13 protein-coding genes are annotated in these 14441 nt (G+C 68.8%); 2 read left to right on the forward strand and 11 right to left on the reverse strand.

The window, feature by feature from the left end:
- Positions 1-5: 5 nt before the first annotated feature.
- On the reverse strand, positions 6-1844 hold the full coding sequence (locus AC16DP_RS18975; protein WP_329727307.1) for an extracellular catalytic domain type 1 short-chain-length polyhydroxyalkanoate depolymerase: 1839 nt from the start codon (positions 1842-1844) through the stop codon (positions 6-8).
- A 521-nt stretch (positions 1845-2365) separates the two neighbouring features.
- Here AC16DP_RS18975 and AC16DP_RS18980 point away from each other — a divergent pair.
- Positions 2366-3118, forward strand: coding sequence for a fatty acid desaturase family protein (locus tag AC16DP_RS18980; protein WP_329727306.1), 753 nt, complete (start codon positions 2366-2368; stop codon positions 3116-3118).
- Between the two features lie 34 nt (positions 3119-3152).
- Here AC16DP_RS18980 and AC16DP_RS18985 read toward each other — a convergent pair whose 3' ends face one another.
- Genes AC16DP_RS18985 through AC16DP_RS19020 form a run of 8 tightly spaced genes read right to left on the reverse strand, consistent with a single transcriptional unit; the run spans position 3153 to position 10002 of the window.
- Positions 3153-3692: a hypothetical protein gene (locus AC16DP_RS18985; RefSeq protein WP_329727305.1), complete on the reverse strand. Its 540-nt coding sequence runs from the start codon at positions 3690-3692 to the stop codon at positions 3153-3155.
- 17 nt (positions 3693-3709) lie between these two features.
- The gene (sufT, locus tag AC16DP_RS18990) at positions 3710-4270 is read right to left on the reverse strand and encodes a putative Fe-S cluster assembly protein SufT (RefSeq protein ID WP_329727304.1); all 561 of its coding nucleotides are present in this window, start codon (positions 4268-4270) and stop codon (positions 3710-3712) included.
- Positions 4271-4283: 13 nt separating this feature from the next.
- On the reverse strand, positions 4284-4736 hold the full coding sequence (gene sufU, locus AC16DP_RS18995) for a Fe-S cluster assembly sulfur transfer protein SufU (RefSeq protein ID WP_329727303.1): 453 nt from the start codon (positions 4734-4736) through the stop codon (positions 4284-4286).
- The gene (locus AC16DP_RS19000) at positions 4733-5962 is read right to left on the reverse strand and encodes a cysteine desulfurase (RefSeq protein ID WP_329727302.1); all 1230 of its coding nucleotides are present in this window, start codon (positions 5960-5962) and stop codon (positions 4733-4735) included. The genes sufU and AC16DP_RS19000 overlap by 4 nt, the downstream gene beginning before the upstream one ends.
- Positions 5959-7287 (reverse strand): Fe-S cluster assembly protein SufD, encoded by a 1329-nt coding sequence (sufD, locus tag AC16DP_RS19005; RefSeq protein ID WP_329727301.1) that lies wholly within the window; start codon positions 7285-7287, stop codon positions 5959-5961. The genes AC16DP_RS19000 and sufD overlap by 4 nt, the downstream gene beginning before the upstream one ends.
- Entirely contained in the window at positions 7284-8168 is an 885-nt protein-coding gene (gene sufC / locus AC16DP_RS19010; RefSeq protein ID WP_483956814.1) for a Fe-S cluster assembly ATPase SufC, read from the reverse strand. Before sufC ends, sufD begins: the two co-directional genes overlap by 4 nt.
- Entirely contained in the window at positions 8057-9493 is a 1437-nt protein-coding gene (gene sufB / locus AC16DP_RS19015) for a Fe-S cluster assembly protein SufB (protein WP_329735063.1), read from the reverse strand. The genes sufC and sufB overlap by 112 nt, the downstream gene beginning before the upstream one ends.
- Positions 9490-10002 carry an SUF system Fe-S cluster assembly regulator gene (locus tag AC16DP_RS19020; RefSeq protein WP_329735064.1) on the reverse strand — a complete coding sequence of 171 codons (513 nt, stop codon included), beginning with the start codon at positions 10000-10002 and terminating at the stop codon, positions 9490-9492. The genes sufB and AC16DP_RS19020 overlap by 4 nt, the downstream gene beginning before the upstream one ends.
- A 350-nt stretch (positions 10003-10352) precedes the next feature.
- On the opposite strand from AC16DP_RS19020, the gene AC16DP_RS19025 reads away from it, so the two are divergent.
- A complete protein-coding gene (locus AC16DP_RS19025; protein WP_329735065.1) occupies positions 10353-10997 on the forward strand; it encodes a hypothetical protein in 645 nt (214 codons plus the stop codon).
- Positions 10998-11067: 70 nt separating this feature from the next.
- On the opposite strand, the gene AC16DP_RS19030 is transcribed toward AC16DP_RS19025, so the two are convergent.
- Both AC16DP_RS19030 and AC16DP_RS19035 read right to left on the reverse strand, forming a co-directional pair.
- Entirely contained in the window at positions 11068-12159 is a 1092-nt protein-coding gene (locus AC16DP_RS19030; RefSeq protein WP_329735066.1) for a helix-turn-helix domain-containing protein, read from the reverse strand.
- A gap of 108 nt (positions 12160-12267) precedes the next feature.
- A complete protein-coding gene (locus AC16DP_RS19035; protein ID WP_329735067.1) occupies positions 12268-14292 on the reverse strand; it encodes an ATP-binding protein in 2025 nt (674 codons plus the stop codon).
- Between the last annotated feature and the right edge of the window lie 149 nt (positions 14293-14441).

Below are 14441 nucleotides of genomic sequence, written 5' to 3' on the forward strand. Positions count from 1 at the left end.
CGCGACTATGGCGTGTAGACGACGGTGAGCCTGGCGTTGGCCCCATCCTGGACGAACAGGTAGGCCGTCGTCGCCTGATCCTGGGTGAAGCGCAGCCGCAGCTGGGTCTTCCCCGTTTTGTTGATGGCCAACAGACCGGCGCTGGCGAAATCCGCCGATTGGGCCGTACCCAGAGTGAACCTCGGGATGCTGGCCACGGCGCTCGCGTCGGCGGCGGCGCCCCAGTCGGCCGTCTCGGTGGTGGCGGCGTTGAAGGTGCCCGTCTTCACGTCGAGGACGAGCGTATTGCCGGCGGGGCTCGCCCACGGGTCACCCGAGCCGGACGAGTAGCCGACGGTGAGGTACGCACGGGTGAGGGTGGCGCCATCCGGCAGGCCGGAGGTGTCGAAGGAGAGGAAGGAGCGGTTGAACCTGGCGTCCGTGCCGCGCCCGAGCGCCAGGCCCGTGAGCGTGCCGAGCGCCGGCAGGCTACCGTCCGAGTTGGCCTTGATGTAGCCATCCTCCGCGGCGACGCTGGTGAAGCTCACCGTCACCGGGGTGCTCGTGCCGCTGTTGCTCACCGTGACGGACGTGTCCGCGTCCGTGGCCGAGTTGCCCGCGGCGTCGAAGGCCCTGGCGCTGAGCGAGTGGGTGCCGTTGGCCACGCTGGTGCTGGTCCAGGCCAGCTCGTAGGGGGCGGCGCTGTCGGAGCCGGCCAGGGCGCCATCCACGTAGAACTCCACCCGGGTGACGCCCACCGCGTCCGAGGCGCTCGCGGTGAGGGTGACGGTGCCGCTCACCGTGGCGCCGTTGGCCGGCGCCGTCAGGTTCACCGTGGGCGGGGTGGTGTCGCCCGTGCCGCCGCCGCCGCCCGTGAGCCCGAAGAACTTCGACTGGTAGTACACGGCGCAGATGTTCACGTCGGACAGGTACGCGCCCGTGGCGCCGCACATGGTGGAGGTGCCCGGGAAGCCGTACTGCGGGTCGATCGCCACCGCGTGACCCATGCCAGTGAGGTCATACGTCTCCACGAGCGTCGTGCCCGCGCTGTTGCGGTACTCCTTGTGGGGGAAGCCCGCGACGGTCTCGGTGAAGTCCGCCGTCTGGTCGATGCCGTGCACGTTGGTCCACTGCTCCATCGCCTCGGTGGCGTTGGAGTTCTTCACCGTGAAGTCGCTCGTGCCGTGCCAGATGGAGACGCGGGGACGGGCGCCCGTGTAGCCGGAGTAGGCACCGCGCACGAGGTCTCCCCAGGCGGTGGGCGTCTTGTCCACACCCGGGCTCATGCAGGAGAAGGCCTCCGTCATGGAAGTGGCGCACTTGTAGGGCCCGCCCGCGTTGACGGCGCCCGCGGAGAAGACGTCCGGGTAGGTGGCGAGCATGACGGGCACCATGTACCCACCGCCCGAGAAGCCCGCGACGAACACGCGCGCCGAATCGATGGAGTAGGTGGACTTCATGTTGTCCACCATCTGCTTGATGGAGAGCGCCTCGCCCGCGCCCCGCGCGATGTCCCCCGGCTCGAACCAGTTGAAGCAGCTGCTGGAGTTGTTGCCGCTCTGCTGCTGCGCATAGACGACGTAGAACTTGTAGACGTTCGCCGCCGCCGTCCACCCGGTGTTCTCCATGGCCGCGGCCGTCTGCGTACAGCCGTGCAGCACCACCACCAGCGGCGCGCTGGCCGGCATGCTGGCGGGGACGTGCCGGTACATCAGCAGGTTGCCCGGGTTGGTGCCAAAACCCGTGACCTGCGTGAGCCCGTTCTCCACCTGCGCCACCTCGGCGGCGGATTGCTCCTCGGGAGCGCCTCCCTCGAGCGGACCACAGCCCGCGGCGGTGGTGAGCAGGAGCGCCGCGAAGCGCATCCCACGAGATGACGTGAACGACGCAAGACGCCGAGTGCCTCGACCGAACATGCAGCCTCCGGGGCCGCCAGGGGGGGTAGAGGGGCGGCCTCGCGGCGAGAACAGACTTTCACCGGCTGTCCCCGCTCAAGTCGCGGCGCGTCAAAACAGGCTGAAAACTGAACCAGCTTTCAACTCTCGATGTTTTCGACCTCGAACGAGCCGTGGCGGCCGGCGCCCTCCGCGAAGCGCTTCGCGCCCGTGAGCGACTCCTTGCCTCGAACTCCCGGAAGGCCGCGGCGAGCGCCTCCGCCGTGGGCCCATCCACGGCGTTGCGCACCTCGGGGCGGTGCAGGATGACGGTGGTGACGGAACCCTTCTTCTCGATGCGGACGGTCATGGGTGCCCCAAGGTCTACGACACCCACTCGTGACCCGGGTGAGCGGCCGGTCCTCGGCACAGCGGGTCCACTGATGGTGTAGGCTGGTCAACGATCAAGGCAGGGCCCACTCCGGGACCTGGCCTCCACCCCAGGAACCCGCATGTCCGTCACCACGTCCACCCAGGCCCGTCCCGCCCAGTGGCAGGAAAAGCTCGGCGTCGTCCTCTTCTTCGTCCTGTGCGCCATGCTCGCACGCCGCGTATTCCAGGCGGCCGGCTCCCAGACGGTGGTGATGATCGCGGTGAGCGCGGTGCTGGGCTTCGTGACGGCGGACCTCGTGTCCGGGCTGGTGCACTGGCTGTTCGACACGTGGTTCTCCCGGACCACGCCCGTGCTGGGGAAGACCTTCGTCACGCCCTTCCGCGTCCACCACGAGGATCCGCTCGACATCACCCGCCATGGCTTCGTGGCCACCAACGGCCACAACTGCCTGGTGAGCGTGCCGGTGCTGGCGCTCGCGCTGCTGCTGCCCTCGGGCCCGGAGGCGCCGTGGGCCTCGGCCGCGCTCACCTTCGTGCTGATGCTGTGCCTGGGCGTCTTCGGGACCAACCAGTTCCACAAGTGGTCGCACATGGAGCACGTCTCGCCCCTGGTGTCCTGGCTGCAGGAGCGGGGCATCATCCTCGGCCGCGCGCACCATGACGTGCACCACACCGCGCCCCACACCAGCCACTACTGCATCACCACCGGGTGGCTCAACCGGCCGCTGGAGGCCATCGGCTTCTTCGATGGCATGGAGAAGCTCATCACCGCCGTCACCGGGCTGCCGCCGCGCGAGGAGTCGATGAACCTCCCGCCCGTCACCCCGGAGGCCCCGGAGGGCACCCCGGCGCCGGACCTCGCGACGCCGTGAGCCCACGCGGGGACCGGACGTGCTCCGGTCCCGCTCAGAACGTGTAGCGGCCGGTGACCTGCGAGCCGGAGAAGCGCAGCTCCACCGCGCCGTGCTCGCCCTTGTTCTGCTCGCGCCAGCGCTGCTTGAGCGGAGCGAGGTCGAAGCTCGCGGTCCGGTTCAGCAGCGCCTCGCAGGAGTCCCCGTTCGCGGTGTGGGCCAGCACCAGCTCCGCTTGAGCGTCGCCCGCCGCGGACTTCTGGAAGCCGCCATTCCAGAGCAGCTCGTACGTGTGCGGCTTGCAGCCCCCCGAGTGCATCACCCTCGCCACCAGCGTGTCGCCCTGGAGCTCGACGCTCTTGAGGATGATGTCGTCCTTGGGCGCCGGAGACGCCGTCACCTGGAGCGGCTGCGACGCGGAGTCCGGAGCGGCGGGGGCTTTCGGCTCACCCGGCGGGGCCTCCACCGGCGCCTCCGCGGGACTCTCGGTAGCAGGCGGCGGGGGTTGGGGCTCCTCTCCCCCCATCAAGGACTTCGGCCCCGCGCATCCGAGCAGGGCACAGAGAACGAGACCACTCCAGACTGGCTTTCGCATATCCCCTCCTGACGAAGCTACATCCAACCGAGTTGCAATCTTGCCACGTCCGACATGCGGCTCTGATCCCAGGGCGGCTCCCACACCAGCTGGACGTCCGCCTCCTTCACCCCGGGCAGCCCCGACACCTTCTGGCGCACGTCATCCACCAGCACCGGTCCCATGCCGCACCCCGGCGCCGTCACCGTCATCTGAATCTCCACCCGGTGACCGCCCTCCGGCAGCGGCGTGGACTTGCACCCGTACACCAGCCCCAGCTCCACGATGTTCACCGGAATCTCCGGGTCATACACCGTGCGCAGCTGCTCCCAGATGCGCTCCTCGTCGAACGCGCCCTCCGCGGCCTGCGCCTGGGGCTCTTCGGACTTCGGGTTCTGCGCGAGATAGTCGGCGCCCAGCACCTCGACGTCCTTCTCGTCGATGCGCATGAGCTGCCCGTAGTCGCCCTGCACGGTCACGTTGCCGCCGAGCGTCTGCAGCACCCGCACCTCGGTGCCCGCGGGCACCGTCACCCGCTCACCGCTGGGAATCATCGTCACTTCGCAGTCGCGCGTGAGCGGTGTCAGCAATCCTCTCATCCGAGCATCCTCCCTACTCCGTCGAGACCGAGGACTCCTTGCCCTCGAGCGCCGCGCGCAGCGCATGCCATGCGAGGCTCGCGCACTTCACCCGGGACGGGAACTCATTCACCCCGGACAGCACCGCCAGCTTCCCCAGTGCCTCCATGTCCACGCCCTCGGGGCCCTCCGTCACCAGCTTGTGCACCCGCTCGAAGAGCCGCTCCGCGTCCGCCCGGGACATCTCCTTCACCGCCCCCGTCATCAGCGACGCCGAGGCCCGGGAGATGGCACACCCCTGCCCCACGAAGCCCACGTCCTTGATGACGTCGCCGTCCATCCGCAGCGTCACCGTGAGCTGGTCTCCGCACAGCGGGTTGTAACCGTCCGCCCGCCGGTTGGCGCCCTCCACCTCGCGGAAGTTGCGCGGACGCTTGCCGTGCTCCAGCACCACCTCTTGATACAGGTCCTGCAGGTCCGAGCTCACGCGAACACCTCCCGCACCTTGTGCAGCCCACGCACCAGCGCGTCGATGTCCTCGTGCGTGTTGTACAGGGCCAGCGACGCCCGCACCGTGGCCGCCACCCCGAAGCACGACAGCAGCGGCTGCGCGCAGTGGTGCCCCGCCCGGATGGCCACGCCCTCGCGGTCCAGGATGGTGCCCACGTCATGCGCGTGCACGTCCTCCATGAGGAAGGACAGCACCCCGGAGCGCTCCCGGGCCCGGCTGAACAGCCTCAGCCCCGGCACGCCCTCCAGCGCCCGCGTCCCGTACTCCAGCAGCTCCTGGTCGTGCGCCGAGATGGCGTCCAGCCCCACCGCGTCCAGGTAGTCCATCGCCGCCGCCAGGCCGATGGCGCCCGAGATGTCCGGAGTGCCCGCCTCGAAGCGGTACGGCAGCCGGTTGTAGACCGTCTTCTCCATCGTCACGGAGAGGATCATGTCCCCACCGCCCTGCCACGGCGGCATCGGCTCCAGCACCGAGGCCTTGCCGTACAGCACGCCGATGCCCGTGGGCCCGAACATCTTGTGTCCGCTGAAGGCGTAGAAGTCGCAGTCCAGGTCCTGCACGTCCACCCGGAAGTGCGCCAGCGCCTGCGCCCCATCCACCAGCACCGGCACGCCCTTCGCGTGGGCCCGCTTGACGATGTCCCGCACCGGATTCACCGTCCCCAGCGCGTTGGACACGTGCGTCACCGCGAGCAACCGCGTGCGCTCCGTCAGCATCGGCTCGAGCTGCTCCAGCCGCAGGTCTCCCCGCTCGTCCACCGGGAGCATCCTCAGCGTGGCGCCCACCTGCTGGCAGAGCATCTGCCAGGGCACGATGTCCGAGTGGTGCTCCATGGCGGTGATGAGCACCTCGTCACCGGGGCCCACCCGGGTGCGGCCGAACGTCTGCGCCACCAGGTTGATGGCCTCGGTGCAGCCGCGCACGAAGATGATCTCCTTCGTGTCGCGCGCGTTGATGAACCGGCGGACCCGCTCGCGAGCCCCCTCGTAGGCCTGCGTGGAGCGCTCGGAGAGGGCGTGCACGCCGCGGTGTACGTTGGCGTTGTCGTGCGTGTAGTAGCGCACCAGGGCGTCGATGACGGCCTGGGGCTTCTGCGTCGTCGCCGCGCTGTCCAGGTACACCAGCGGCCGGCCCCGCACCTCCTGGTGGAGGATGGGGAAGTCCGCGCGCACGCGCGCCACGTCGAAAGGTGCCCCGCTCATGCCCTGCCCTCCTTCGCTCCCGGGAGCTTGCGCGCCAGCAGCGCCTCCACCTGCTCTCTCAGCGGCGCCAGGGGAACGGCGCCCACCACCTCCTTGGCGAAGGCGTGCGTCAGCAGCGACTCCGCCTCCGCCCGGGTGATGCCGCGCGAGCGCAGATAGAAGAGCGCCTGCTCGTCCAGCCGGCCCACCGTCGCGCCGTGCGCGCACTTCACGTCATCCGCCAGGATTTCCAGCTGCGGCCGCGCGTCCGCCATCGCCGCCTCCGAGAGCAGGAGGTTGCGGTTGGCCTGGCGCGCATCCGTCCGCTGCGCGTCCGGACGCACCAGCACCTTGCCGTGGAAGGTGCCGCGCGCCTTGTCGTCCAGCACGCCCTTGTACAGCTCGCGGCTGGAGCAGCGCGGGTGCGCATGGTCCAGGTTCGTCCAGTTGTCCAGGTGCTGCGTGCCGTGGCCCACGTACAGGCCCTGCAGCGTGCACTCACCGCCCTCCGCGCCGAAGACGGAGTGCACCTCGTTGCGCGCGAGCGCCCCGCCCAGGGAGATGACGTGCGAGGCGAAGCGGCTGTCCCGCCCCAGCTCCGCGTGCAGGCCGCCGATGTGGAAGGCCGTCTCCGACTCGGCCTGCAGCTTGAGGTGCGTGACCCGCGCGCCGGCCCCCAGCACCACCTCCGTCACCGCGTTGGTGAAGGAGACGCCCGGCGCCGCGCCCACGTAGCTCTCCACCAGCGTGAGCTCGCTGTTGTCCCCGGCCCGAACCACCACCCGGGGGCTGGCCAGCGTCACGTGCGTGTCACCGCGCGAGAGGAAGAGGAACTGCACGGGCTCGGGGCACACCGTGCCCGGCGCCACCCGCACCACCGCGCCCTCCTCCAGCAGCGCCGCGTTGAGCGCGGTGAAGGCACTCGCGTCCGCGCGCGCCCGGCTGCCCACCAGCGCCTCCAACGGCTCTCCGTCCTGCAAGGCCTCGCGCAGGCTGCGCACCGTGAGGCCCGCGGGCAGGCCCTCCAGCCGCGACAGCTCGCGCACGTACCAGCCGTCCACGAACACCAGCCGCGGCCCCGGGCCCGGGAGCGCCAGCCGCGCCACCGCCGCCTCCACCCCCGCCTCGTGCACCGTGCGCACGGGGCTGAAGGCCTGGCCGGAGATGGGCGCCACGTTCGTGTACTTCCAGTCCTCGAGCTTCGACGTGGGGAAACCCTGGCGCGCCAGCTGCGCGATGCCCTCCTGCCGGAAGGCCCGCAGCCACGCCGGGGCGCCCGCCGCCCGCTCCGCCTGGAAGCGCTCGGCCAGGTCGAGGTAGTGCTGGAGCCCCACGTCCGTCGTCACGGCCTCGCCTCCTTGCCGCCCGCGCCCTGGCCCAGCCACGCGTAGCCCTTCTTCTCCAGCTCCAGCGCCAGCTCCTTCCCGCCCGTACTCACAATGCGTCCATTCGCCAGCACCGACACCTTGTCCGGCACCACGTACTCCAGCAGCCGCTGGTAGTGCGTAATCACGAGCATGCTCCGCTCCGCCGAGCGCAGCGCGTTGATGCCTCCGGAGACGATTCGCAGCGCGTCGATGTCCAGCCCCGAGTCCGTCTCGTCGAGGATGGCCAGCTTCGGCTCCAGCACCGCCATCTGGAAGATCTCGTTGCGCTTCTTCTCGCCGCCGGAGAAGCCCTCGTTCACCGAGCGCTGCATGAAGGCCTGGTCCAACTGCACCAGCTTGGACTTCTCCCGGGCCAGCTGGAGGAAGTCCATGGCGTCCAGCTCCTCCTGACCCTCGGTGCGCCGCCGGGCGTTGAGCGCCGTGCGCAGGAAGTGCAGGTTGCCCACGCCCGGAATCTCCACCGGGTACTGGAAGGCCATGAAGACGCCCGCGTGCGCCCGCGCCTCCGGCTGCATGGACAGCAGATCCTTCCCGTCGAAGAGCACCTCGCCCTTCGTCACCTCGTACGTCTCGCGGCCGGAGAGCACCTGCGACAGCGTGCTCTTCCCCGAGCCGTTGGGGCCCATGATGGCGTGCACCTCGCCGGGCATGAGCTCCAGGTCGATTCCCTTGAGGACCTCGCGGCCCGCCACGCGCACGTGCAGACCCTTGATGCTGAGCAGCGGCTTCATCCCACGCTCCCTTCCAGACTCACGCTGAGCAGCTTCTGCGCCTCCACGGCGAATTCCATGGGCAGCTCCTTGAAGACCTGCCGGCAGAAGCCATTGACGATCATCGATACGGCGTCTTCCTTCGAAATGCCCCGCTGCTGGCAGTAGAAGAGCTGGTCCTCGCCAATCTTCGACGTGGACGCCTCGTGCTCCACCTGCGCCGAGGAGTTCTTCACCTCGATGTACGGCAGCGTGTGGGCCCCGCATTGGCTCCCCAGCAGCAGCGAATCGCACTGGGTGTAGTTGCGCGCGCCCTCGGCGCTCTTGAGCACCTTCACCAGGCCCCGGTAGGTGTTCTGCCCGCGGCCCGCGGAAATCCCCTTGGAGACGATGGTGCTCTTCGAGTTGCGGCCGATGTGGATCATCTTCGTCCCCGTGTCCGCCTGCTGCCGGTGGTTGGCGAGCGCCACCGAGTAGAACTCGCCCACCGAGTCATCCCCCTTGAGGATGACGCTGGGGTACTTCCACGTGACGGCCGAGCCCGTCTCCACCTGCGTCCAGGAAATCTTCGAGCGGTGGTGGGCGATGCCGCGCTTGGTGACGAAGTTGTAGATGCCGCCGCGGCCCTCCTCGTCACCGGGGTACCAGTTCTGCACGGTGGAGTACTTGATGGTGGCCCCGTCCAGCGCGACGAGCTCCACCACGGCGGCGTGGAGCTGGTTGGTGTCGCGCATGGGCGCGGTGCAGCCCTCGAGGTAGCTCACGGAGGCGCCCTCGTCGGCGACGATGAGGGTGCGCTCGAACTGGCCGGTGTTCTCCGCGTTGATGCGGAAGTAGGTGGACAGCTCCATGGGGCAGCGCACGCCCTTGGGCACATAGACGAACGAGCCGTCGCTGAACACCGCCGAGTTGAGCGCCGCGAAGAAGTTGTCCGAGTGCGGCACCACCGTGCCCAGGTACTTCTTCACCAGCTCCGGGTGCTCGCGCACCGCCTCGGAGAAGGAGCAGAAGATGACGCCGGCCTTGGCCAGCTTGTCCTTGAAGGTGGTGGCCACCGACACCGAGTCGAACACGGCGTCCACCGCCACGTTCTGCATCAGCTTCTGCTCGTGCAGCGGGATGCCGAGCTTCTCGTACGTCTTGAGGATCTCGGGGTCCACCTGGTCCAGGCTGTCCAGCTTCGGCTTCTTCTTGGGGGCCGAGTAGTAGATGATGTCCTGGTAGTTGATGGGCGAGTACTCCGCCTTCTGCCAGCGCGGCTCCTTCATGGTGAGCCAGTGCCGGTAGGCGCGCAGCCGCCACTCGAGCATGAAGTCCGGCTCGCCCTTCTTGGCGGAGATGAGGCGGATGATGTCCTCGTCGAGGCCGGGGGGAATGGCCTCGGACTCCACGTCGGTGACGAAGCCGGCCTCGTACTGCCGTTTGGTGAGCTCCTGGATGCTCTGCGTGCTCATGAGTGGGCACCTCCGGCCGTGGTGGGGATGGGGTTCGGGTTCTGGGGGGGGGCGGCCGGGCGGGCGGGCACCCCGAGGCCCACGAGTCGAGGCGCCGGCGCGCACAGGTCCGCCAGCGTCAGCCGCCCGAGCGCGTCCTGGATGGTGCGGTTGATGACGCGCCAGTGGCCGCGCACCCGGCACACCGTCTCCAGCTCGCAGGTGCCGCTGGGCGCATGGGCGCCCTGGGCGCCACACTCGGTGAGGGAGACGGGGCCCTCGAGCGCGGAGATGATCTCCGTGAGGGGGATGTGCTCGGCGGGCCGGGACAGGCCGTAGCCGCCGCTGGCGCCACGGTGGGACACCAGCAGGCCGGCACCCTGCAGGCCCTTGAGCACCTTGCTCACCGAGGGCAGGGGCACACCGGTACCGGCCGCCAACTCCCTCGCCGTGCGCGTCTCACTCCCGGCGCGCGCCAGCTCGGTCAGCAGCACGATGCCGTAGTCGGTCATCTTGCTCATCCGGAGCATTCGGAATCTCTCCAGCCATCCGGCGCCCCCCGCTGTGGGGGCGCCTGTGCGTGTTGGCTCTTTAAACAGGACTAAGTTGGTCCGCATTAAAAATCGTGCCGTCAGCGCCCGGCGTGCTGGCTGCCCGGCGACTGGGAGTGAAGGGGCGGGAGTGGCCGCTCGCCTTCCTCGTGAGGACGGCCCCGGCGTACCACCTGGGAGGTACAGACACGGCGGCCGCCCTGGCGCATCTTGCGCGCCGACCGCTGGCCCTGGCCGGTGCGTCCCGGGACGGGCCTTCGAGAGGGGGAGAGGCCCGTCCCGGCGCCGTCTCCACCTTCCAGCACGCTCCCCCCTTTCATCGAGAAGACATGAACAGGTTTTTCGCAGGGGCCGTCCTCGCGCTGTCCATCCTGACTGGCTGCGGCGGTGACGACGACACTCCAGGAAATGGAAACACGGGAGGAGGCTCTGGCACCGGGCAGACGTGCAGCGCCTCGAACTGCACGGGCTGCTGCTTCAACAATGTCTGCCAGACGGGCAACACCGCCTCCGCCTGTGGCAAGGCGGGAGCCGCATGCTCGGCCTGTGGCTCCCTCCAGGTGTGCAGGACGGACCAGACGTGCGGCGTGGATCCGAACAGCGTCTGGCGCGTGCAGCCCGTCTCGGCCCGCATCACCTCCAGCAACAATGGCTCGTCCTGGGATGGCGATGCCTCCGCGCCGGATGTCGTCGTCGCGATGCGGTGCCCGGGCTCCACCACCTCCACCCAGACTCCCGAGGTGGAGAGCTACACCCCGGCGTGGACCACCGGCGGCTGCACCGCCAAGGCGAGCCAGCTCCTGGCCGAGCCGTGGGTGTTCCAGCTCTGGGACATCGACTTCAGCAGCGATGACACCATCACCGACTCCCTGGCGCTCCGAATCACCGAGGAGCACCTCACCGCGGGTACGGTCAACATCAATGCCTCGGGTGGGATGACGTCCATGACCCTCCAGTTGCAGAAGCAGCCCTGACGGCGGCGGATTCCGCACGAGCGTGGACGGGCATGGGATTCCAGGCCCGCCCATGCCACCGGACAGGCGCCTACTGCCGTTCCGCCAGCAAGAGGAGCGCGGCCTTGGAGACGAGCTCCGCCCTGTTCTCCACCTCCAGCTTCTTGCGGATGTTCTTCAGGTGCGTGTTCATCGTGTGCTGCTTGATGTTCAGGTGCACGGCGATGGACTCATAGAGCCAGTCCTGGAGCACATAGCCGACGATCTCGACCTCACGCCGGGTGAGCCGCGGCGGCAGCCAGGCCGTGGGCACGGGGAGCGAAGACGAGGGTTCTTCGAGCACCAGCGTCCACAGCCGTTGGCCCTGCTGTTCCGGCATCCGGATGAACGTCACCTTCAAGGCTCGGTCCTCGCGCACGCACGCCCAGCTGTCCGCCCCGGGCTCGCCGTCTTCCTCCAGGCGCCCGAGCCAGACCAGCCGCTCCACCCACTCTCTCGGGAGGCCCGAGGGGCCGAGCTCGGAGGGGGTGAACCACTCCTCCAGCAACGCGGTGACCCGGTCCGTGCGCAGCACCTCCACGAGGGCCGGGGTGAGCACGAGGCACTCCAGATTCCGCTGGTGCAGCAGCGCATCCGGGAACGGGCGGCCCTTCACCACGCCTCCGAGCATCCGGCAGTTACGAACCGTCCGCGCCAGGGAGGGCGTCAACCCTTGCAGGAGCGCCCGCTCGCGATCGGAGAATTCCAGGGCGTGCTCGCGGTAGATCGTCAATCCCCCGTGCCAGCCCTGTCTCATGTCCAGCCGCACCGACATGAGATGCTCCAGGGGGGTGTGCAGCTTTCGGCAGAGCTGGTAGGGCAAGCTGCGCACCAACACTGCGCGCGGACCCATCTCCGAGTCCCGGAACACCACGTTGGGCAGGTGTGACACCGTGCCACGCACGAAGTCACCGCCCGCCATCTCCCGATACCGGGCCAGGAACGCGGCCAGCCGGTCCGTCGTCACCCATTCATAACCGGCGGGGCGAGCCTGGTTGGACATGCACCACGCCGCGTGCTCCGCCGGGAGCAGTTGGAACAGCGCGCCCTCCATCCGGGACAGCACCACCGGAAGCTCCAGGGCGCTGGCCAGTGCCGCCTTCAGCTCCAGGGTGAGTGCCCGCTCGCGCGAGTCGAGATCCATGGATGTTCGTTCCTCCTCGGCGTTCATTCATCAGGATGTGTCCGATGATGAACGCCGAGGAGCCCCGGGTCTCTCCCTCCTGGGGAGTAGAACCCCTCCCCGTCCCGGCTACTCCACGAGGAGCCGCTTCACCGGGGCCGGATCCACCGCGACCATCAACGGCCGGGTGAAGCTGCTGAACGAGACGAGCGCCTGCCCGGGCGCGAGACTGGACACCTTGTTCCAGAGGCTCTCGTCGATGGTGCCCGCCGTCTTCTGCATCCGGGAGATGACCGCGCTGTCGGTGATCTTGTGGATGATGAAGTTGTTGAGCAGGCCCAGCACCTCGCTGGGAAGGTGCTGGGGCAGCTGGGTGACGAAGACGAGCCCCAACCACCGCTTGCGGCCACGCTTGGCGATCCGGGCCACCTGCTCGAACAGCACGGGCATCTGCGAGATGCGGCTGGCCGACAGGAACTCGTGCGCCTCCTCGATGATGATGAGCACCGGCGTGATGGCCTGTCCCTGCTCACTGGCCCGCTGGTAGCGCGCCTCCTGCATCTCCTGCAGCCCGCGGAGGATGTCCGCGATGACGAGGTTGTTGAGCTGCGGCGAGTCCGTATCCGACAAGTCGATCACCGACACCCGCCCCGGAGTCAGCATCGAGCCGTAGTCCACCCCGGGTGCCGAGCCGACATCGAACAGCTTGAGGCGGCGCAGGGAGTGGAGCTTGCTGGCCAGCGCCTTCCAGCTGATCTCGTTCCGGCTCGCATGGGCCATCACCCGGCCCATCACCCGGCCGAAGTGGTTCTTGAACTCGCTGTACAGCGGAGGAATGCTCGGCTGGACCGGCTCCGCGCCCTCCGCCTCGGCGCCCTCCCCCGCTTCCGAGGAGCTGCTCGACTTCCGGGACGAGGACTTCGAGCGGCTCCGGGTCTCCGCCTTCCCCTCGTCACTCAGGCTGTAGATATAGGTGCTCACGACGTCCAGCAGGTGCTGGATGGTCATGCGCGGATAGCCCGTGGACAGCTCGTCGAGTTCCAACACCTGCTGACGCTCCTCGGCGGTCCTCGGGTAGATGCCCAGCTCCTCCAGCAACAGCTTCGTGACGTCGTAGGCCTTGTGGAAACGCTCCTGCTGGGCCTCGGACAGGCCGAGGATCTCCGAGATGGCGTAGGGCGAGAGGCTCGAGAAGTTCAGCGCGAAGGGGTGCAGGTTCCTGTGCTTGGGATTGCGGCTGTCCCGGCCCATCAGGTGGTGGATGTGCAGCTCCTTCACCCCCTCGGGATTCTGCTTGCGGCGCCTGAGCGCCTCTCTCATCGCCGGGTCATCGGTGGGCTTGTCCACATGCGTGTATTCGCCCTCCACGTCGAAGACGATGGTGGCGATTCCCGCCTGCTGCGCCCGGTGGATGAGCGTCGCGACGGTCGTGGACTTGCCTCCGCCCGTCGTTCCGATGATGCCCGTGTGGCGGGGCAGGACGGACTTGTCCATGGGATCGAAGCGGGCTTCCATGTTCTTGTAGCCCACCACCATTCCCAGACGCAGGTCCCCCTTCATGCCGAGCACACGCTCGCTCTCCGCTTCATCGAGCAGGAAGACGGGGCTCTTCGGCCGGGGCCGGCGGCCCGGAGGCACCAGCTTCCCGTCGAGCTCCTCGCCGAGGATCTCGATCTCGGCACGCCCGTGGTAGTCGAAGGTATAGGTGAGCTTCTTGCCCTGGACCACCACGCCCACGGCGATGGTGGAGCTGGCGGAGACGGCATCCGGCTCGGCGAAGGGGCCACGGACCACCAGGCCCAGGTAGTTGTGCTTGTCCTCCTTGGACTTCACCCGCACGAGCGTCTGGGACGCCAACTTGTGGAGATCATCCCGCGTCATCAGGACGGTGACGAGGTTGTCCTGGCTCGAGCCGCTGTCGAAGTGGGTGAAGCCCACCGCCTGCTCGAGCTCGGGATCCAGCGTCTCGTTCACCCGGTGGGCGTCCTGCTGAAGCTCCTCGAACGCTCCGAACACCTCCTCCGGGAGCTCCCGGACGATCTCATTGGCCGGAACGTCCTTCTCCGGAACCGGTGGTGCCTTCTGCTCCACCGGCGTGGCGGGACGAGCACGCTCGCCACGAGTCGCGTCCGCCGCCGGAGGTGCCGCGGCCATCGTGGGAGCCGGCTGCGATGGACGCGCGGGCACACCACGCGCGGGGCCCGTCCCGGAAGAAGGTGACGGAGTGCCCTGGGCCGGCGTCTGCGAACCGGGAGCCGGCGGCCGGACGACGTTGGAACCTGGAGGAGCCGTGGGACGGGCAG

The sequence above is a fragment of the Archangium sp. genome (genome assembly GCF_057119385.1).

Bases quoted from the DNA above. Each gene is read 5' to 3' on its own strand.
- AC16DP_RS19030 (WP_329735066.1), bottom strand. From the start codon at position 12,159: ATGGATCTCGACTCGCGCGAGCGGGCACTCACCCTGGAGCTGAAGGCG.
- AC16DP_RS19020 (WP_329735064.1), bottom strand. From the start codon at position 10,002: ATGCTCCGGATGAGCAAGATGACCGACTACGGCATCGTGCTGCTGACC.
- sufB (WP_329735063.1), bottom strand. From the start codon at position 9,493: ATGAGCACGCAGAGCATCCAGGAGCTCACCAAACGGCAGTACGAGGCC.
- AC16DP_RS18985 (WP_329727305.1), bottom strand. From the start codon at position 3,692: ATGCGAAAGCCAGTCTGGAGTGGTCTCGTTCTCTGTGCCCTGCTCGGA.
- AC16DP_RS18980 (WP_329727306.1), top strand. From the start codon at position 2,366: ATGTCCGTCACCACGTCCACCCAGGCCCGTCCCGCCCAGTGGCAGGAA.
- AC16DP_RS19035 (WP_329735067.1), bottom strand. From the start codon at position 14,292: ATGGCCGCGGCACCTCCGGCGGCGGACGCGACTCGTGGCGAGCGTGCT.
- AC16DP_RS19000 (WP_329727302.1), bottom strand. From the start codon at position 5,962: ATGAGCGGGGCACCTTTCGACGTGGCGCGCGTGCGCGCGGACTTCCCC.
- sufT (WP_329727304.1), bottom strand. From the start codon at position 4,270: ATGAGAGGATTGCTGACACCGCTCACGCGCGACTGCGAAGTGACGATG.
- AC16DP_RS18975 (WP_329727307.1), bottom strand. From the start codon at position 1,844: ATGCGCTTCGCGGCGCTCCTGCTCACCACCGCCGCGGGCTGTGGTCCG.
- AC16DP_RS19025 (WP_329735065.1), top strand. From the start codon at position 10,353: ATGAACAGGTTTTTCGCAGGGGCCGTCCTCGCGCTGTCCATCCTGACT.